Source organism: Paraburkholderia ultramafica, from assembly GCF_902859915.1.
Classification (GTDB): domain Bacteria; phylum Pseudomonadota; class Gammaproteobacteria; order Burkholderiales; family Burkholderiaceae; genus Paraburkholderia; species Paraburkholderia ultramafica.
Genome location: NZ_CADIKK010000025.1, coordinates 35,252 through 52,695 on the forward strand (window position 1 = coordinate 35,252; position 17,444 = coordinate 52,695).

At 63.6% G+C, this 17,444-nt stretch carries 18 protein-coding genes; 13 read left to right on the forward strand and 5 right to left on the reverse strand.

Features of this window, described 5'->3' with window-relative positions:
• Positions 1-28: 28 nt before the first annotated feature.
• On the forward strand, positions 29-1,114 hold the full coding sequence (locus tag HV744_RS24185; protein ID WP_175151917.1) for an AI-2E family transporter: 1,086 nt from the start codon (positions 29-31) through the stop codon (positions 1,112-1,114).
• 222 nt (positions 1,115-1,336) lie between these two features.
• Entirely contained in the window at positions 1,337-2,563 is a 1,227-nt protein-coding gene (locus HV744_RS24190) for a PepSY-associated TM helix domain-containing protein (RefSeq protein ID WP_175151918.1), read from the forward strand.
• 29 nt (positions 2,564-2,592) lie between these two features.
• On the opposite strand, the gene purU is transcribed toward HV744_RS24190, so the two are convergent.
• The 5 genes from purU to HV744_RS24215 all read right to left on the reverse strand — a co-directional run bounded on the left by purU (position 2,593) and on the right by HV744_RS24215 (position 7,888).
• On the reverse strand, positions 2,593-3,462 hold the full coding sequence (gene purU, locus HV744_RS24195) for a formyltetrahydrofolate deformylase (protein ID WP_175151919.1): 870 nt from the start codon (positions 3,460-3,462) through the stop codon (positions 2,593-2,595).
• Positions 3,463-3,575: 113 nt separating this feature from the next.
• Complete coding sequence (locus HV744_RS24200) at positions 3,576-4,451, reverse strand: NUDIX hydrolase (protein WP_175151920.1); 876 nt, start codon at positions 4,449-4,451, stop codon at positions 3,576-3,578.
• Between the two features lie 66 nt (positions 4,452-4,517).
• Positions 4,518-5,132, reverse strand: coding sequence for a LysE family translocator (locus HV744_RS24205; RefSeq protein WP_175151921.1), 615 nt, complete (start codon positions 5,130-5,132; stop codon positions 4,518-4,520).
• 74 nt (positions 5,133-5,206) lie between these two features.
• On the reverse strand, positions 5,207-5,773 hold the full coding sequence (locus HV744_RS24210; protein ID WP_175151922.1) for an adenine phosphoribosyltransferase: 567 nt from the start codon (positions 5,771-5,773) through the stop codon (positions 5,207-5,209).
• A 111-nt stretch (positions 5,774-5,884) separates the two neighbouring features.
• Positions 5,885-7,888: a monovalent cation:proton antiporter family protein gene (locus HV744_RS24215; RefSeq protein ID WP_175151989.1), complete on the reverse strand. Its 2,004-nt coding sequence runs from the start codon at positions 7,886-7,888 to the stop codon at positions 5,885-5,887.
• A gap of 149 nt (positions 7,889-8,037) precedes the next feature.
• Between HV744_RS24215 and kdsD the strand changes: the two genes are divergently transcribed.
• The 11 genes from kdsD to HV744_RS24270 all read left to right on the forward strand — a co-directional run bounded on the left by kdsD (position 8,038) and on the right by HV744_RS24270 (position 17,427).
• Entirely contained in the window at positions 8,038-9,021 is a 984-nt protein-coding gene (gene kdsD / locus HV744_RS24220; RefSeq protein ID WP_175151923.1) for an arabinose 5-phosphate isomerase KdsD, read from the forward strand.
• Entirely contained in the window at positions 9,021-9,581 is a 561-nt protein-coding gene (locus HV744_RS24225; RefSeq protein ID WP_175151924.1) for a KdsC family phosphatase, read from the forward strand. Before kdsD ends, HV744_RS24225 begins: the two co-directional genes overlap by 1 nt.
• The gene (lptC, locus tag HV744_RS24230) at positions 9,578-10,186 is read left to right on the forward strand and encodes an LPS export ABC transporter periplasmic protein LptC (protein WP_175151925.1); all 609 of its coding nucleotides are present in this window, start codon (positions 9,578-9,580) and stop codon (positions 10,184-10,186) included. The genes HV744_RS24225 and lptC overlap by 4 nt, the downstream gene beginning before the upstream one ends.
• A 20-nt stretch (positions 10,187-10,206) precedes the next feature.
• On the forward strand, positions 10,207-10,878 hold the full coding sequence (lptA, locus tag HV744_RS24235) for a lipopolysaccharide transport periplasmic protein LptA (protein ID WP_175151926.1): 672 nt from the start codon (positions 10,207-10,209) through the stop codon (positions 10,876-10,878).
• Positions 10,875-11,660 (forward strand): LPS export ABC transporter ATP-binding protein, encoded by a 786-nt coding sequence (gene lptB, locus HV744_RS24240; RefSeq protein WP_175151927.1) that lies wholly within the window; start codon positions 10,875-10,877, stop codon positions 11,658-11,660. Before lptA ends, lptB begins: the two co-directional genes overlap by 4 nt.
• A 185-nt stretch (positions 11,661-11,845) precedes the next feature.
• Positions 11,846-13,360 carry an RNA polymerase factor sigma-54 gene (locus HV744_RS24245; RefSeq protein WP_175151928.1) on the forward strand — a complete coding sequence of 505 codons (1,515 nt, stop codon included), beginning with the start codon at positions 11,846-11,848 and terminating at the stop codon, positions 13,358-13,360.
• Between the two features lie 171 nt (positions 13,361-13,531).
• Entirely contained in the window at positions 13,532-13,888 is a 357-nt protein-coding gene (gene hpf / locus HV744_RS24250; RefSeq protein ID WP_020066967.1) for a ribosome hibernation-promoting factor, HPF/YfiA family, read from the forward strand.
• Positions 13,889-14,166: 278 nt separating this feature from the next.
• Positions 14,167-14,682 carry a PTS sugar transporter subunit IIA gene (locus tag HV744_RS24255; RefSeq protein ID WP_012431657.1) on the forward strand — a complete coding sequence of 172 codons (516 nt, stop codon included), beginning with the start codon at positions 14,167-14,169 and terminating at the stop codon, positions 14,680-14,682.
• A 110-nt stretch (positions 14,683-14,792) separates the two neighbouring features.
• The gene (hprK, locus tag HV744_RS24260) at positions 14,793-15,761 is read left to right on the forward strand and encodes an HPr(Ser) kinase/phosphatase (protein ID WP_175151929.1); all 969 of its coding nucleotides are present in this window, start codon (positions 14,793-14,795) and stop codon (positions 15,759-15,761) included.
• A 97-nt stretch (positions 15,762-15,858) separates the two neighbouring features.
• Entirely contained in the window at positions 15,859-16,752 is an 894-nt protein-coding gene (gene rapZ, locus HV744_RS24265) for an RNase adapter RapZ (protein ID WP_175151930.1), read from the forward strand.
• A 39-nt stretch (positions 16,753-16,791) separates the two neighbouring features.
• Positions 16,792-17,427, forward strand: coding sequence for an LON peptidase substrate-binding domain-containing protein (locus tag HV744_RS24270; RefSeq protein WP_175151931.1), 636 nt, complete (start codon positions 16,792-16,794; stop codon positions 17,425-17,427).
• Positions 17,428-17,444 lie beyond the last annotated feature (17 nt).

The following is a 17,444-nucleotide window of genomic DNA, read 5'->3' on the forward strand; positions in this document are numbered from 1 at the left end:
ACAACACGGGTTGGAGACCGAATAAGCCATGGCCAAGCGAAATCAGGCGCGCGACGACGGGCAAGTGCAGGACCTACGCCCACGCCCGGTCAGGCTGACTAGCGACATGAGCCTGCCGAAGCTGTCGGCAGTCGAAATCGGCAGTTACGTTCTGATGCTGGTCGGGATGTGGGCGGTCATCGAACTGAAGCTGCTCGGCGCGTTGCTCGCCGGGCTGCTGGTGTTTCAGCTCGTGCATACGATCGCGCCGCGCATCGAGCGCCACATGTCGAGCATGCGGGCGCGCTGGCTTGCGGTGGTGTTTCTGTCGGTGGTGATCGTGGGGGCGCTGACCGGACTCACGCTCGGCATCATCGAACATTTCGAGAACGACGTGCCGAGCGTACAGAAGCTGCTCGATCAGGCGATGCAGCTGATCGACCAGGCGCGCGGCCGGATTCCGCAATTCGTGGCCAACTATCTGCCGGTCGACACCGAGCAGATGAAGACCAAGGCGGAAGAGCTGATGCACACGCACGCCAACATGCTGCAGCAAAGCGGCACGACCGCGGCGCGCGGTTTCACGCACATCCTGATTGGCATGATCATCGGCGCGATCATCGCGATCAGTGCGCAAAAGCAAATGCACCGGCTGCCGCTGTCCACGGCCTTCGTCACACGCGTGACCCGTTTCGCCGATGCGTTCCGCCGTATCGTGTTCGCCCAGGTGAAGATTTCCGCGCTCAACGCGGTCTTCACCGCGATCTTCCTGCTGGTAATCCTGCCGATCTTTCACGACCAGCTGCCGCTGTCGAAAACGCTGGTGATGGTGACGTTCATCGTCGGCTTGCTGCCGGTGATCGGCAACCTGATCTCGAACACGATCATCGTCGCGGTGGCGCTGTCGGTGAGCTTTCCGGCGGCGGTCATGTCGCTCGTGTTCCTGATCCTGATTCACAAGCTCGAGTACTTCCTGAACGCACGCATCGTCGGCGGACAGATCGAGGCGCGCGCGTGGGAATTGCTGATCGCGATGCTCGTGATGGAAGCCGCGTTCGGCATCCCGGGCGTCATCGCGGCGCCGATCTTCTATGCGTATATCAAGCGGGAGTTGATCTACTTGCGGCTGGTGTAAAGCCGGGGAGCCTGAGCAGGCAAAGCGAGGCGGCACTTTGGTGCCGCTTTTTTTTCGTCTTTTGCCTTTGCCCCTATAAAGCGCTGACGGCCGCCACAGCGACGGGGAACTTGCGGTAGTTCGCGCAAGCCCCTAAGATGCGAACAATTCCCATTTACAGAATGCCTGCTCCGTGACCGTGACGCACCCTCAGCCTTCCCGCTCCACTCCGCTGGCCCGCGCATGAGACGCCAGTTCGTCCGTCTGCACCGCTGGTTCGGCGTCGCCACCGCACTGTTTCTATTCATTGCCGGCCTCACCGGCGCGACCATCGCGTGGGACCATGAACTCGATGCGGCGCTGAATCCATCGTTCTTCCAGGCCCGCACGGCCGCCCCGGCGCTGTCGGGCCTGGAACTGGCGCGCCGCGTGGAAGCCGCCGATCCGCGGCTGCAAGTGACCTTTCTGCCGCTCACCGCCGAACCCGGTCATACGTTGCAGATGATGGTGCTGCCGCGCGCCAACCCCGCCACAAAGCAGCCCTACCTGCTCGATTTCAACCAGATCGCTGTCGATCCCGCCACCGGCGAGATCCAGGGGCGCCGCGAATGGGGCGCCGTCTCGCTCGCGCGGCTCAATCTGATCCCGTTCATCTACAAGCTGCACTACACGCTGCACCTGCCGTTTACCGGCGGCATCGATACCGGCACGTGGCTGATGGGCATCGTCGGCAGCGTATGGATGTTCGATAGCGTGATTGCGCTCTGGCTGTCGTTCCCGAGCTTCAAGGCGTGGCGCAAGTCGTTTGCGTTTCGTCTGAAGCGCGGCGGCTATGCGCTCACCTTCGATTTGCACCGCTCCGGCGGCGTTTGGATCTGGGGCTTGCTGATGATCGTCGCGCTCACTTCGATATCGATGAATCTGTCGAGGCCGGTGGTGCGGCCAGTCGTGTCACTGGTCTCGACGCTCACGCCGGATCCGATCAGCAACCCTGAAATCCTGCGCGCCCCGCAGCCCGGTGATCAGGTGTTGACCCGCGAGCGGATCGTGCAACTGGCCGAGCAAGCCGGCAAGGCGATGAACCTCGCCGTGCCGCCCGGCGGCGTCTACTACGCGGAATTCCTGCATACGTACGGCGTGGGCTTCTACGCACCCGGCAACGATCACGGCGACATCGGCCTCGGCAACCCGTGGATGTATTGGGACGCGGCCACCGGCAAACCGCTCGGCACGCAGATTCCCGGCAAGGGCACGGCGGGCGACATCTTCATGCAGGTGCAATTTCCGCTGCACTCGGGACGCATCCTCGGACTCGGCGGACGGATCCTGATCAGCACGGTGGGCATCGTGGTCGCGGTGCTGAGCGCAACCGGACTGCTGATCTGGCTGAAGAAGCTGAATGCGCGCCGCCGCTCGGCGCAAAACGCCGGTCTCGCGCGGGACGCGGGCGGGTCGGCGGCGCGGTCGTAGGGTAGAGGTTGGGCCCGCCTCAAGCGCTCCTACCGAAACACCACCGTCTTGCTGCCGTTCAACACGACGCGATGCTCCACGTGCCACTTCACCGCACGCGCGAGCGTCACGCATTCGACGTCGCGGCCGATCGCCGTCAATTGCTCCGGCGTCATGCTGTGGTCGACGCGCTCCACTTCCTGCTCGATGATCGGACCTTCGTCGAGATCCGTCGTCACGTAATGAGCGGTCGCGCCGATCAGCTTCACGCCGCGGTCGAACGCCTGGTAATACGGCTTCGCGCCCTTGAAGCTCGGCAGGAACGAGTGGTGAATGTTGATCGCGCGGCCGGCCAGCGCTTCGCACAGCTTCGGCGACAGAATCTGCATGTAGCGCGCGAGCACCACCAGATCCGCCTGATGCTCGTCGATCACTTCGAGCACGCGCGCTTCCTGCGCAGCCTTCGCGTCGGGCGTGCCGCCCATCAGCGGGAAGTGATGGAACGGAATGTCGTAGCTGGCGGCGAGCTGATAGAACTCCTTGTGGTTCGAGATGATCGCAGGAATCTCAATACCCAGTTGACCGGTGCGATAGCGGAACAGCAGATCGTTCAGGCAGTGACCGATCTTCGACACCATGATCACCACGCGCGGTTTCACCGACGCGTCGTGCAACTCCCAGCTCATACCGAACTGTTCGGCGAGCGCCGCGAACGACTTGCGCAACGCCTCCAGCCCTGGATCGCCGCCCACCTGCTGAAAATGCACGCGCATGAAAAACTCGCCAGTGCGGCTGTCGCCGAACTGAGCGGAGTCGAGAATATTGCTGCCACGCTCGAACAGAAAGCCCGACACTGCGTGAACGATGCCGGGCCGGTCGGCGCACGACAGTTTGAGGATAAAGCTGTGATCGGTCGACATGACCTGGGTGACTCCCTTCTTCAATGCGTGGTTTGTTCAGTCGGTACGGCTTGATGCTGCGTGCTTCGGGGTGTTCGGCGCGCGGGCTCCGAGGCTAGTGCTGAAGCCAGCGTCTAGGCAAACACCGGCGGCGCGAACAGCGCTTCGATGCCGGCGCACGCGTCTTCATCGATCCAGCGGCGGCGCAGCAGGCAATCCAGCGTGGCGAGACTCGCGTCCACCGTCAGCGCGCCCTCCTCGATCCAGCGCGCCACTTCGTCGATGCGCGCGAGCCGGTGCTCTCCCACTTCGCCATCCTGATTGCGCGGCGCGAAATCGGCCGGCAGCGCGAGGTCGTAGATGAAGATCTGTTCGGCCTGCGTGCCTTCCGGCAGCGATTGCAGCACATGCGCGGTGCGCCCTGCCACCGCGCGCGCGGCGATCTCCTTGGGGATGCCGGCTTCTTCCCAGCACTCCTTGACGATCGTCGCGTCGATGCCGAAGCCCCAACCAATCCCGCCCGCGACGACGTTGTCGAGCATGCCCGGATCGGTCGCCTTGGTGTCGCTGCGACGCGCGATCCATAGTTGCGGCGCGCCACGGGGTGCCCCGCCATCCGCGTATTCTACGACGCCGTTCAGATGCACCGCGTAGGTCATCGTGCCGAAGAAGCGCGACGCCGCGCGTTCGATATACGCGAGCGGCGGTGCGTCGAACGCATTGCGGATCGCGTAGGTCTCGTTGCGCCAGCCGGGAATGCGGCCTTCGGCGGCGAGCGCGCCGATCACCGAACCGAGCGCCGCGCTACGCAGTTCGACGGTATTGAACGCGGCCGCGAGCGTCACGCGCGCGCTGCTGCCACCACGGTCCATCTCGAACACATCGGGCCAGCGCGCCAGCAGCGGCACATCGCTCGCGCGGATCCAGCCGACCTGTTCGGCGCCGATCCAGAACGGCCGATGCGTAGCGGCGTCGAAACGGCGCGCGGCGGTGATGCAGGGCAGAGTCATCCAAAGCTCCAAACTAAACAGTGCGCAGTGCGCGGCCGGTGAGCGGCGTACGCCGGAACGATCACGTCAGTCACGCAACGCGACGCGAATCCCGATAGCGATGAAGGTCGCACCGGCGAGGCGATCGAGCCACACGCCAACGCGCGGCCGGCGCTTGAGCCAGCCGCCGATGATCCCCGCGCACACGCCGAACAGCGAAAACACCAACACCGTCTGCAACATGAACAGCGCGCCGAGTTCGAGCATCTGCACGGTGACGCTCTGCGCGCCGTGCGGCTGCACGAACTGCGGCAGGAACACGACAAAGAACAGCGTCACCTTCGGATTCAGCAGATTGCCGAGCACGCTCTGGCGAAACACCGTCTTCAATGGCTGCGGCGCGCGCTGATGCGCGGTCGCGAGGCCCTGGCTGCGCAGCGCCTTGATGCCGATCCAGACCAGATACGCGGCGCCGGCCAGCTTGATCGCTTCAAACGCAAGCGGCGACGAACGCAGCAACGCGGCCACGCCGAGCGCGGCGAGCGTCGTGTGAAACGTGATGCCAGCCGCAAAGCCGAGCGCGGCGACGAGACCCGCCGCGCGACCCTGCGAGATGCCGCGCGCGAGCACTTGCAGATTGTCCGGGCCGGGCGCCACGGTGATCGCGATCGACGTGGCGAGAAACAGCAGGAAGTTGGGCATCGTTGTTACCTTTTTGGTATCCGCCAAAAAGCGCGGCAGAAAAGCGCTGCGAAAAGTGCTGCGCGGCCGCGCACTCAATGACCGTCGAAGCTCGTCGCCGTATAGAGCGTGAGGCCGCCGTCGCGCAGCAGCTTCGAGCCGCCGAGCTCGGGCAGATCGACAATTGCCGCGCCCTCCACGACGACCGCGCCGAGCCGCTCGAGCAGAATCTTGCCGGCCATCATCGTGCCGCCGGTCGCGATCAGATCGTCGATGATGACAACCCGGTCGCCGGGCTTGCACGCGTCCTCGTGAATCTCGACGGTCGCGGTGCCATATTCCAGCTCGTACGATTGCGCGAGCCGCTTATAAGGCAGCTTGCCGGCCTTGCGGATCGGAATGAAACCGAGGTTCAACTCATACGCGAGAATCGGCCCGAAGATGAAGCCGCGCGCATCCAGCCCGGCGACGTAGTCGAGCTTGGCGTCGATATAGCGCTGCACGAACAGGTCGATCAGCACGCGCAGCGACTTCGGCTCCTGCAGCAGCGGCGTGATGTCGCGAAACTGCACGCCCGGCTGCGGCCAGTCAGGCACCGTGCGGATGTGGCTTTTGATGTAGTCGGCCGCATCGAGCGGCGCGCTCACGAGCGCGTTGGACATGATGTCTCCGGATGGACCTCGACAGGTCCGATGAAAAACTGAATCAGGGCGGCCCGCGTCAGGGCAGCCTGCAAGCGCAGCGCCGCACCAGGCGCCCAGGCGGCGCACCCGCTAGGCCGCGGCGGCGCCCGCGCGACGGTGCTTCGAGAGCCGCTCCTCGGCTTCCGCCAGTCGTTCGGGCAGACCACGCAACACCACGATATCGCTCGCGCGCAGCTTGGTGGACGGGTCCGGTTCGACGCCGCGAATGCCGTGCCGGCGAATCGCCGTCACTTCCACGCCCAACTCGAACAGGCCCAGTTCCGCCAGCGTGCGGCCCACCGCGTCCGCGTTGGCGTCGACCGGCACCGATTGTAGCCGCACCTGTTCGTGGCCGTCGTCGTCGTCCACGTCGTCGGCACCGTGGAAATAGCCGCGCAGCAGCGCATAGCGCTCGTCGCGCATTTCCTCGACCCGCCGCACCACGCGCCGCATCGGCACGCCCATCACCACCAGCGTGTGCGAGGCCAGCATCAGACTGCCCTCGACGATTTCCGGAATCACTTCGGTCGCGCCGGCGGCGAGCAGTTTTTCCAGATCGGCGTCGTCCACGGTGCGCACGATCACCGGCAGCGTCGGCTCCAGCTCGTGAATGTTATGCAGCACGCGCAATGCCGACGGCGTGTTCGCGTAGGTGATCGCGATCGCGGCCGCGCGATGGATACCGGCGGCGAGCAGCGACTCGCGCCGCCCGGCGTCGCCGAACACGACCGATTCACCGGCCGCAGCAGCCGCCGCGACGCGATCGGGGTCGAGATCCAGCGCGACGTACGACAAGCCCTCGTGCTCAAGCATGCGCGCCAGATTCTGTCCGGCCCGGCCGTAGCCGCAGATGATCACGTGGCCGCTTTGCTTCAGGCTTTGCGTCGCGATGCGCGTCATCTGCAATGACTGCATCATCCATTCAGTCGACGACAGCCGCAGCACGATGCGGTCCGCGTTCTGGATCAGGAACGGCGCGGCGAGCATCGACAGCAGCATCGCCGCGAGAATCGCCTGCAGCAGCGTGGGGTCGACCAGATGCCGGTCGAGAATCAGATTCAGCAGCACGAAGCCGAACTCGCCGGCTTGCGCGAGGCCGATACCGGTACGCATCGCGACGCCCGGCGACGCGCCGAACAGACGCGCCAGGCCCGTGATCATCACCACCTTCAGCAGGAGCGGGCCGACCAGGAAGGCGAGCACGACCAGCGGATGCTCCCAGATCACGCGCGGATTCAGCAGCATGCCGGTGGTGACGAAGAACAGGCCGAGCAGCACGTCGCGAAACGGCTTGATGTCCTCTTCCACTTGATGCCGGTAAGGCGTCTCGGCGATCAGCATGCCGGCGATGAACGCGCCGAGCGCGAGCGACAAGCCGAACTTGTCCGTGATGAACGCCGCGCCGAGCGTCACCAGCAGCAGATTGAGAATGAACAGTTCCTGCGAGCGGCGCCGCGCGACCACGTTGAACCAGCGCGTCATGAAGCGCTGCCCGACGATCAGCAGCAGCGCCAGCGCCACGACGATCTTGATCGCGGCGAGCCCGAGCGCGTTGACCAGATCCTCCGACTTGCCGCCCAGCGCCGCGATGACGATCAACAGCGGCACCACCGCCAGATCCTGGAACAGCAGCACGCCGAAGATGTTGCGCCCGTGCTCCGTTTCGATCTCGAGCCGCTCCGCCAGCAGCTTGCTGACGATCGCCGTCGACGACATCGCCAGCGCGCCGCCCAGCGCCACGCTCGCCTGCCACGTGATGTGCACCCAGCGCTCCAGCACGAAGCCAAGCGACACCGCCACCGCGATCGTGCCGATCACCTGCAACAGGCCGAGGCCGAACACGAGCCGGCGCATCGAGCGCAGTTTGGAGAGCGAAAACTCCAGCCCGATCGAAAACATCAGGAACACGACGCCGAATTCGGCGAGGTTCTGCGCGCCCGCCGAATCGGGAATCAGACCGAACGCGTGCGGCCCGACGACGATGCCGACCGTCAGGTAGCCGAGCATCGGCGGAAGATTCAGAAAGCGAAAGATCACCACGCCCGCTACCGATGCCAGCAGCAGGAACAGCGTCATTTCGAGCGGGGAAATCATCGGCAAAAACGCATTGGTAAAGCGTCCTCGTTCGTCAGCGGAACCGCGCACGCAACACGCCGTGCGACAAGGTTGAGGGGCCGGTAAAGGCAGCGGCTTGGCACAGCAGGCCCGGCGCGGCGAACAAGCGCCTTTGCTATACTCCGCGAATGATAGCGAAAATCAATGGCGACCGGGCACTCACGCTCGCTCGTGACGTGCTCGACATCGAAGCGGACGCCGTGCGCGCCCTTCGCGACCAACTCGACGATGGTTTCGTCGGGGCGGTCGATTTCATCCTGGGTTGCCGTGGGCGTGTAGTCGTCTCCGGCATCGGCAAATCCGGCCATGTGGCGCGCAAGCTCGCGGCCACGCTGGCCAGCACCGGCACACCCGCGTTCTTCGTGCATCCCGCGGAAGCCAGCCATGGCGACCTCGGCATGGTCACGGCGGACGATGTGTTCCTCGCGCTGTCCAATTCCGGCGAAACCGAAGAGCTCGTGGCCATCCTGCCGCTCATCAAGCGGATCGGCGCAAAGCTGATTGCGATGACGGGAAAACCGTCGTCGAGTCTCGCACAACTGGCCGACGTGCACCTGAATTCCGCCGTGTCGAAAGAAGCCTGCCCGATGAATCTTGCGCCGACCGCCAGCACCACCGCCGCGCTCGCGCTCGGCGACGCGCTCGCGGTCGCGGTGCTCGACGCGCGCGGCTTCGGCCGCGACGACTTCGCGCGCTCGCATCCGGGTGGCGCGCTCGGCCGACGCCTGCTCACTTATGTACGCGACGTGATGCGCACCGGCGACCAGCTGCCGAAAGTCACACCCGACGCCACCGTGCGCGACGCGCTGTTCCAGTTGACCGCCAAGCGCATGGGCATGACCGCGATCGTCGCCCAGGACGGCCGTGTGACCGGCATCTTCACCGACGGCGACCTGCGCCGCGTGCTGGAGCGCGACGGCGATTTCCGCCAGCTGTCGATCGCTTCGGTGATGACCGCCGGCCCGCGTACCATCGGCCCGGATCACCTCGCGGTGGAAGCCGTGGAACTGATGGAGCGCCACCGCATCAATCAGATGCTGGTCGTCGACGAAGCAGGCAAGCTGATCGGCGCACTCAACATGCACGACCTGTTCTCGAAGAAGGTGATCTGATGACCATTGCCCCTCCTACCGCTACCGAACGCGCAAGCCGCGTGAAGCTGATGATTTTCGACGTCGACGGCGTGCTGACCGACGGCGGCCTGCTGTTCACGGCGGAAGGCGACACGATGAAGGGCTTCAACTCGATGGACGGCCACGGCATGAAGCTGCTGCGCCAGGCCGGCATCGAGACGGCGATCATCACCGGGCGCAAGTCCGGCATCGTGACTGTCCGGGCGAAGGAAATGAACATCATGCACGTTTATCAGGGCGTGCAGGACAAACCTCAGGCGTTCTCGGACCTTTTGCAGCAGACCGGCATGAGCGCGCAAGAGTGCGGCTACATGGGCGACGACTGGGTCGATCTCGCCGTGATGCTGAAGGTCGGCTTCGCGGCCGCGCCGGCCAATTCGCATCCTGAAGTGATCGCGCGGGCCCACTGGGTCAGCGAGGCGCGCGGCGGCCACGGCGCGGCGCGCGAAGTCTGCGACACGCTGCTGCGCGCGCAGCGCAAATATGAAGCACTGCTTGCGGCAGCCTGTAGCGGCGAACAGCGGGGCCTCGTCGGATGAACCAGTTTCGCCTGACTTCACTGATTCCAGTGGTCGCGATGGCCGCGCTCGCCGGTATCACGTGGTGGCTGCTGCAAGCCACGTTGCCGCGGCAGAACGAAGGCCCGGTGCGCCCCAAGGAACACACGCCGGATTACTTCGCCGACAGCTTCTCGGTTTCCGAACTCGATCAGTCGGGCGCGACGCAATACCGGCTGACCGCCCAGTCGCTGATCCACTATGAAGACGACGAGCTGAGCGACCTGGTCAAGCCGGCCATGCGCGCGTTCCAGCCCGGCAAGCCGATCGTCACCGCCACCGGCGACACCGGCAAGGTGAACGCCGACGCGTCGATCGTCGATCTGTACGGCAACGCCCGTATCCTGCGGGCTCCCGGCTACGGCGATCCACAGATGCAGGCGGATTCGGAGCATTTTAAGGTGCTGGTCAACGACGATGTGATCGAGACCGAAAAGCCGGTTAAACTTCAGCGCGGCGTGTCAGTGATGACTGCCAGCGGCATGAACTACAACAACGTCACCCGGGTGATGCAGCTGTTCGGCAACGTGAGAGGCGCGATCGCCCCGTCCGAAACCGGCGGCAGCTCGCCCAGGCAACCCGGGTAATCCATTCCAGGCGTGACTGCATGAACGAATCGTTCCCCCGTTTTGATACCGGCCGCACGCGCACCCTGTCCGCGTGCCGCGCCGGACTCGCTGCGCTCGTCGTCGCGTTGCCGCTCGCCGGCTTCGCGCCGCTTGCGCACGCGGATCGCGCCGACAAGGACAAGCCGCTGAACATCGAAGCGGACAACATGACTTACGACGACCTCAAGCAGGTCAACATCTTCACCGGCCACGTGGTCGCCACCAAAGGGACGATCGTGATCAGGGCCGATCGTGTCGAAGTGACGCAGGACCCGCAGGGCTATCAGTTCGCCACCGGCACGTCGAGCGGCGGCAATCTGTCGTATTTCCGCCAGAAACGCGAAGGCCTCGACGAATACATCGAAGGTACGGCCATCCGTATCGACTACGACGGCAAGCAGGATCTGACCACGCTCACCACGAACGCCACAGTCAAACGCCTGCAGGGTCTGTCGACGGTGATCGACCAGGTGCGCGGCAGCGTCATTACCTATGACGGCCAGAACGACTTCTACACCGCGAAGGCAGGCAAGGACGTCGCCGGCCCGGGCAACCCGACCGGCCGGGTGCGCGCGATGCTGTCGCCGCGCAACGCCGGCGGCGCGCCGCTGAACGGCGCGTCGGCCACGCTCGCGCCGTCCACCACGATCCAGGGAGCGCCGCATCAGTGAGCACCTCCGCGTCCCTCCCCAATCGCAAGCCGGCCGGCACCAGTAGTTCGCTGGTCGTACGCAGTCTGAAGAAGCGTTACGGTTCGCGCACGGTCGTCAAAGACGTGTCGCTCGACGTGAAAAGCGGCGAAGTGGTCGGTCTGCTCGGCCCCAACGGCGCCGGCAAGACGACCTCGTTCTATATGATCGTCGGCCTCGTGCCGCTCGATGCGGGCGAAATCGACCTGGACGGCAAATCGATCAGCCTGCTGCCAATCCATAAGCGGGCGTCGCTCGGGCTGTCGTATCTGCCGCAGGAAGCTTCGGTGTTCCGCAAGCTCAGCGTCGAGGAAAATATTCGCGCGGTGCTGCAATTGCAGCACGAAGACAACGGCAAGCGGCTCAGCAAAGACACCATCACGTCCCGCACCGAAGCCCTGCTCGACGAGCTGCAAATCGCACATTTGCGTGAAAATCCGGCGCTGTCGTTGTCGGGCGGCGAGCGTCGCCGGGTCGAAATTGCCCGCGCACTGGCCACCAATCCGAGCTTCATTCTGCTCGACGAGCCGTTTGCGGGCGTCGACCCGATCGCGGTGCTGGAAATCCAGAAGATCGTCAAATTTTTGAAGCAGCGCAATATCGGCGTGCTGATCACCGACCACAACGTGCGCGAGACGCTCGGCATCTGCGATCACGCGTACATCATCAGCGACGGCAGCGTGCTGGCCGCCGGTGCGCCGAGCGAAATCATCGAAAACGAAAGCGTGCGGCGCGTCTATCTGGGCGAGCACTTCCGCATGTAAGCGCACAAGGGATTGCCGGCGATGCGAACGCGCATTCGCCGGTCCTTTTTGCGGCAACCGCACATCAGCTTTTTGACCTGGGCCGTCTCGCGCCCAGCGCCGCCCAAAACGGGCGCACGCGTAATTGCGAATGTCGCAAGGTATCGCGGTCGTGGCAAACTCTCTACAATGAATCTCAACTTGCCATGAAAGCCAGCCTCCAACTCCGCCTATCGCAGCATCTTGCGCTGACGCCGCAACTGCAGCAGTCCATCCGGCTGCTTCAGCTGTCCACGCTCGAACTGCAGCAGGAAGTCGCAACGGCGATCTCGCAGAATCCGCTCCTCGAAAACGAGGACGACTGGATCGCGAGCCCGTTGCGGGTGGCGGCTGACGGTTCGCTGATCGCCCAGGCGCCCAATTCGTCCCCACCGGCCGAGCAGATGGGCGGCAACGGGTCGTCGTCATCCACTAGCAGCGAGCGCGCCGAAAATGGCGAGCCGCAAGGTGTCGACGAATACAATGGCCTGTCGGGCGACAGCAACAGCGACACGTCGCAATGGAATCTCGACGACTACGGCCGCTCCGGCAACGCGTCGGACGACGACGATCTGCCGCCTCTGCAAATCCACGAATCGAGCACCTCGCTGCGCGACCACCTGATGGCGCAATTGCGCGTCACCCAGGCGGGCCAGCGCGACAGGGCGTTGATTACATTCCTGATCGAATCGCTCGACGACGAAGGCTACCTCGCCGCCACGCTCGAAGAAGTGCTGGCCGACCTGCCCGAAGAGCTCGAAGTCGACGTCGACGAACTGAATGCAGCGCTCGCGCTGCTGCATAGCTTCGACCCGGCCGGGGTCGGCGCGCGTTCCGCGTCGGAATGTCTGAAGCTGCAGTTGTTGCGGCTCGATCCGTCGCCTACGCGCACGCTGGCGCTCGACATCGTCGCCCACTACCTGGAACTGCTCGCGGCACGCGATTTCACGCGTCTGCGCAAACACCTGAAGGCGAGCGACGACGACCTGCGCGATGCGCATGTGCTGATCCGCTCGCTCGAACCGTTCCCCGGCGCCGCCTACGGCAAGGCGGAGGCGGACTATGTGGTGCCGGACATCATGGTGCGCAAAACCGCACAGGGCTGGCAGGCCGAGCTGAATCCGGAAGTGGTGCCGAAGCTGCGCATCAACCATCTGTACGCGAATATTCTGCGCAATAACCGGGGCGATCCGGGCAGCGGATCGTTGCGCCAGCAACTGCAGGAAGCACGCTGGCTGATCAAGAATATCCAGCAACGTTTCGAGACGATCCTCCGGGTCGCGCAAGCAATTGTCGAGCGTCAAAAGAGCTTTTTTGTGCATGGCGAAATTGCCATGCGCCCCTTGGTTTTGCGGGAAATAGCTGATACGCTGGGCCTACACGAGTCGACTGTCTCGCGTGTGACAACCGGTAAATACATGCTGACCCCATTCGGGACGCTTGAATTCAAGTTTTTTTTCGGATCACACGTTTCGACCGACACGGGCGGCGCGGCCTCGTCAACGGCCATTCGCGCGCTCATCAAACAACTGATAGGAGCGGAAAACCCGAAATCTCCTCTCTCAGACAGTCGCATAGCCGAACTGCTGGCGGAACAGGGCTTCGTGGTCGCACGGCGTACCGTTGCGAAGTACCGCGAAGCGCTCAAGATCCCGGCAGTCAACCTGCGCAAGTCTCTGTAGCCCGCCGCCTTCCGTGACGGGCATTTACCGGCCGCTCCGCAGTTGGCGGACAGGCCGGCCGATGCGACCTGCCAGATGTCAGTCACCGGGGGGCGACTCAGGCAAGCCGTCAGATCGACCGGACCTTTTGTCATCGTGCGGAACAAGCGGCCACTAGCTTGGAGAAGCACTATGAATCTGCAGATCAGTGGACACCACCTCGAAGTAACGCCTGCGTTGCGCGAATACGTGATCACCAAACTGGATAGGGTGCTAAGACATTTCGATCAGGTAATCGACGGCAGTGTGGTCCTCTCGGTCGACAACCACAAGGAAAAGGACAAGCGTCAAAAGGTTGAAATCAACCTGCATCTGAAGGGCAAAGATATCTTTGTCGAGAGCTGCGACAGCGATCTCTACGCTGCGATCGATCTGATGATCGACAAGCTCGACCGGCAAGTGATACGCCACAAGGATCGTCTACAAGGCCATCAGCACGAAGCGATCAAGTATCAACCGGCGCCGCAACTAGACGTGCCGCCGCAATAAGGGAAATTAGAGGGTTTTCTTCATTTCCCTGACCTTGGCAAAACCGCCCGAAATCGGGCGGTTTTTCGTTTCTGGACACCTTTTTCGCGCGACGGCGCAGCTTTTGGACCAAACCGTTAAAAACCCGTCGCGCATCGATGGCGCGCCGCACCATCCGCAGCTACCCTGTTCTATAATGTTCCGGTTACCATCGGGGTCAAGCTAGCTCACACGGAAATCGGCCGGTCGGAGCCTTGCACTTTGAGACTCCTGAGCATGTCTTCGCGAGCATCGAACGAATGGAACGCCACTCAAACGCCCCAGCGAGGAGAACCCAGGCCACGTTTTCGCCTGTCAACATGAATCGTTTAGCCAAATTTCTTCCCCTCGAGAACGTCGTCGTTGGACTATCGGTCACCAGCAAGAAACGCGTGTTCGAGCAAGCGGGCCTGATCTTCGAGAACCAGAACGGCATCGCCCGTAGCACAGTCACTGACAATCTGTTTGCGCGTGAGCGCCTCGGATCGACGGGGCTTGGCGAAGGCGTCGCGATTCCGCATGGCCGGATCAAAGGCTTGAAGCAGCCGCTCGCGGCGTTCGTCCGCCTTGCCGAACCCATCCCCTTCGAGTCGCCCGACGGCCAGCCGGTCTCGCTGCTGATCTTCCTGCTCGTGCCCGAACAGGCCACCCAGCAGCATCTCGAAATTCTTTCGGAAATCGCCCAGTTGCTGTCCGACCGCGAGGCCCGCGAGCGCCTGCACACGGAAGAAGACCGCGAATCGTTGCATCGTCTGCTCACTCAGTGGCAACCTTGATGCATCGGCGGTTATCGGCCCGCATGCGAATACCGCCTGGCAACCCGTGGCCCGCGTTAGCACGTCCGCCTCTTTGCCCGGCAAGCGGCCCACACTGGAGTCATTGACTCATGGATACGTCCAGCATCAACGCCCAAAGCATTTTCGACGACAACGCCGCCATGCTGAAGCTCAGCTGGCTAACGGGGCATGAAGGCTGGGAACGCGGCTTTTCTTCGGAATCGGTCGCGAATGCCACGTCGAGCGCCGACCTCGTCGGCCACTTGAACCTGATCCACCCGAACCGGATCCAGGTGCTCGGCGACGCCGAAATCGACTACTACAAGCGCCAGATCGACGAAGACCGCTCGCGCCACATGGCTGAGCTGATCGCGTTGGAGCCGCCGTTTCTGGTGGTGGCGGGCGGCGTCGCCGCGCCGCCGGAACTGGTGCTGCGCTGCACGCGCTCGTCCACGCCGCTGTTCACCACGCCGATGTCGGCCGCCGCGGTGATCGACAGCCTGCGTCTGTACATGTCGCGCATTCTCGCGCCGCGCGCCACGCTGCACGGCGTGTTTCTCGACATCCTCGGCATGGGCGTGCTGCTTACCGGCGACTCGGGCCTCGGCAAGAGCGAACTCGGGCTGGAACTGATCAGCCGCGGCCACGGTCTCGTTGCCGACGACGCGGTGGACTTCGTGCGCCTCGGTCCGGACTTCGTCGAGGGGCGCTGCCCGCCGCTGCTGCAAAACCTGCTCGAAGTGCGCGGCCTCGGCCTGCTCGACATCAAGACGATCTTCGGTGAAACGGCGGTACGCCGGAAAATGAAGCTGAAACTGATCGTGCAACTGGTCCGCCGTCCCGACGGTGAATTCCAGCGGCTGCCGCTGGAGAGTCAAACCGTCGACGTGCTCGGCCTGCCGATCAGCAAAGTCACGATTCAGGTGGCCGCGGGCCGCAACCTCGCGGTGCTGGTCGAGGCGGCGGTGCGCAACACGATCCTGCAACTGCGCGGCATTGATACGCTGCGCGACTTCATGGATCGCCAGCGCCTCGCGATGCAGGACCCTGACAGCCAGTTTCCCGGCAAACTGATCTGAGCCGGCAAGCCATGAAGCGCCCACAGCCGAAGGCCGGCCACGGGTACGCGCATGGGGGACCAGATGCTATGATGAAATGTACGGTTTCGACGACTCCATGCGCATAATTCTGATCACTGGTATATCCGGCTCCGGCAAGTCAGTTGCCCTGAACGCGCTTGAAGACGCGGGTTATTACTGCGTCGACAATTTGCCGCCGCGCTTTCTGCCGCAACTCGCGTCCTACCTCGCCGAAGACGGGCAAGATCGCCTCGCGGTCGCCATCGACGCGCGCTCGAGCGCGTCCCTCGACGAAATGCCCGCGATGATCCGCGACTTGTCGCGCGCTCACGACGTGCGGGTGCTCTTCCTGAGCGCAAGCACGCAGTCGCTGATTCAGCGCTTCTCGGAAACGCGCCGCCGCCATCCGCTGTCCGGTTCCACCGCGCACGACGCGGACGTCGGCCTGCTCACCTCGCTCGCGGAAGCGATCGAACGCGAGCGTGAACTCGTGGCAGGTCTGGCCGAATTCGGCCATCAGATCGACACCAGCAATCTGCGCGCAAACGTGCTGCGCGCGTGGGTCAAACGTTTCATCGAGCAGAAAGAATCGGGACTCGTGCTGATGTTCGAGTCGTTCGGCTTCAAACGCGGCGTGCCGCTCGACGCGGATTTCGTTTTCGACGTCCGCACGCTGCCGAACCCGTACTACGATCATGAATTGAGGCCGCTCACGGGCCTCGACAAACCGGTGATGGATTTTCTCGATGCGCTGCCGGTCGTGCATGAAATGATCGACGACATCGAGAAGTTTCTCTCCAAATGGCTGCCGCATTTCCGCGACGACAATCGCAGTTATCTCACCGTCGCGATCGGTTGCACGGGCGGCCAGCACCGCTCGGTGTTCATTGCGGAGACGCTTGCCGCGCGTCTCGCAAAGGCGGCGAATGTGATTGTGCGGCACCGCGATGCGCCGATCGAAGTCGGCGAATCATCGAAGCTAGTGGCTTAACCGGCCGCATCGCGCGGCCTCAACTCGAAGCGTTGCGCCATGTCTTCTACTTCTACTGTGCTTGCCGATGTGCCGCTGTTTCCGCTGCATACGGTGCTGTTTCCCGATGGACTGCTGCCGCTGAAGATCTTCGAAGCGCGCTACCTCGATATGGCGCGCGACTGTCTGCGTGAAAAAACGCCGTTCGGCGTGTGCATGCTGAAAAGCGGCGCGGAAGTGGCGCGCGAGGAAGAGCCTTCGGTGCCCGAAGCAATCGGCTGCCTCGCCGAAATCGAAGAATGCGACGTCGAAACCTTCGGCATGCTGCTGATTCGCGCACGCGGCACGCGGCGGTTTCGCCTGCTGTCGCATCGCGTTGAGAGCAGCGGCCTGCTGGTCGGCATGGCGGAACCGATTGGCAACGACATGCCGCTCGAGGGCAATGAGTTGCTCGCCAAATTCGGCGCATGTGCGGAGGTGCTCGAACGGATCATCGCAACGATCCGCGAACGGGATCCGGACAGCTTGCCGTTCGCGGAGCCGTTCAGGCTCGAAGATCCGTCGTGGGTGTCGAACCGTCTTGCCGAAGTGCTGCCGATCACGTTGCGCGCGCGCCAGAAACTGATGGAATTGCAGGACGCCGGCACGCGGATCGACGTGGTTCATCACTACATGCAACAGCATCAACTGCTTTGAGTGTGGCCGCGCGTCCA

What these genes read in the sequence shown, in the direction of transcription:
- hprK (WP_175151929.1), top strand. Translation starts at nt 14,793, where the DNA reads ATGGATACGTCCAGCATCAACGCCCAAAGCATTTTCGACGACAACGCC.
- HV744_RS24245 (WP_175151928.1), top strand. Translation starts at nt 11,846, where the DNA reads ATGAAAGCCAGCCTCCAACTCCGCCTATCGCAGCATCTTGCGCTGACG.
- lptA (WP_175151926.1), top strand. Translation starts at nt 10,207, where the DNA reads ATGAACGAATCGTTCCCCCGTTTTGATACCGGCCGCACGCGCACCCTG.
- HV744_RS24185 (WP_175151917.1), top strand. Translation starts at nt 29, where the DNA reads ATGGCCAAGCGAAATCAGGCGCGCGACGACGGGCAAGTGCAGGACCTA.
- HV744_RS24210 (WP_175151922.1), bottom strand. Translation starts at nt 5,773, where the DNA reads ATGTCCAACGCGCTCGTGAGCGCGCCGCTCGATGCGGCCGACTACATC.
- HV744_RS24215 (WP_175151989.1), bottom strand. Translation starts at nt 7,888, where the DNA reads ATGATTTCCCCGCTCGAAATGACGCTGTTCCTGCTGCTGGCATCGGTA.
- HV744_RS24255 (WP_012431657.1), top strand. Translation starts at nt 14,167, where the DNA reads ATGGAACGCCACTCAAACGCCCCAGCGAGGAGAACCCAGGCCACGTTT.
- hpf (WP_020066967.1), top strand. Translation starts at nt 13,532, where the DNA reads ATGAATCTGCAGATCAGTGGACACCACCTCGAAGTAACGCCTGCGTTG.
- HV744_RS24200 (WP_175151920.1), bottom strand. Translation starts at nt 4,451, where the DNA reads ATGACTCTGCCCTGCATCACCGCCGCGCGCCGTTTCGACGCCGCTACG.
- HV744_RS24190 (WP_175151918.1), top strand. Translation starts at nt 1,337, where the DNA reads ATGAGACGCCAGTTCGTCCGTCTGCACCGCTGGTTCGGCGTCGCCACC.
- HV744_RS24205 (WP_175151921.1), bottom strand. Translation starts at nt 5,132, where the DNA reads ATGCCCAACTTCCTGCTGTTTCTCGCCACGTCGATCGCGATCACCGTG.
- rapZ (WP_175151930.1), top strand. Translation starts at nt 15,859, where the DNA reads ATGCGCATAATTCTGATCACTGGTATATCCGGCTCCGGCAAGTCAGTT.
- HV744_RS24270 (WP_175151931.1), top strand. Translation starts at nt 16,792, where the DNA reads ATGTCTTCTACTTCTACTGTGCTTGCCGATGTGCCGCTGTTTCCGCTG.
- kdsD (WP_175151923.1), top strand. Translation starts at nt 8,038, where the DNA reads ATGATAGCGAAAATCAATGGCGACCGGGCACTCACGCTCGCTCGTGAC.
- purU (WP_175151919.1), bottom strand. Translation starts at nt 3,462, where the DNA reads ATGTCGACCGATCACAGCTTTATCCTCAAACTGTCGTGCGCCGACCGG.
- lptC (WP_175151925.1), top strand. Translation starts at nt 9,578, where the DNA reads ATGAACCAGTTTCGCCTGACTTCACTGATTCCAGTGGTCGCGATGGCC.
- HV744_RS24225 (WP_175151924.1), top strand. Translation starts at nt 9,021, where the DNA reads ATGACCATTGCCCCTCCTACCGCTACCGAACGCGCAAGCCGCGTGAAG.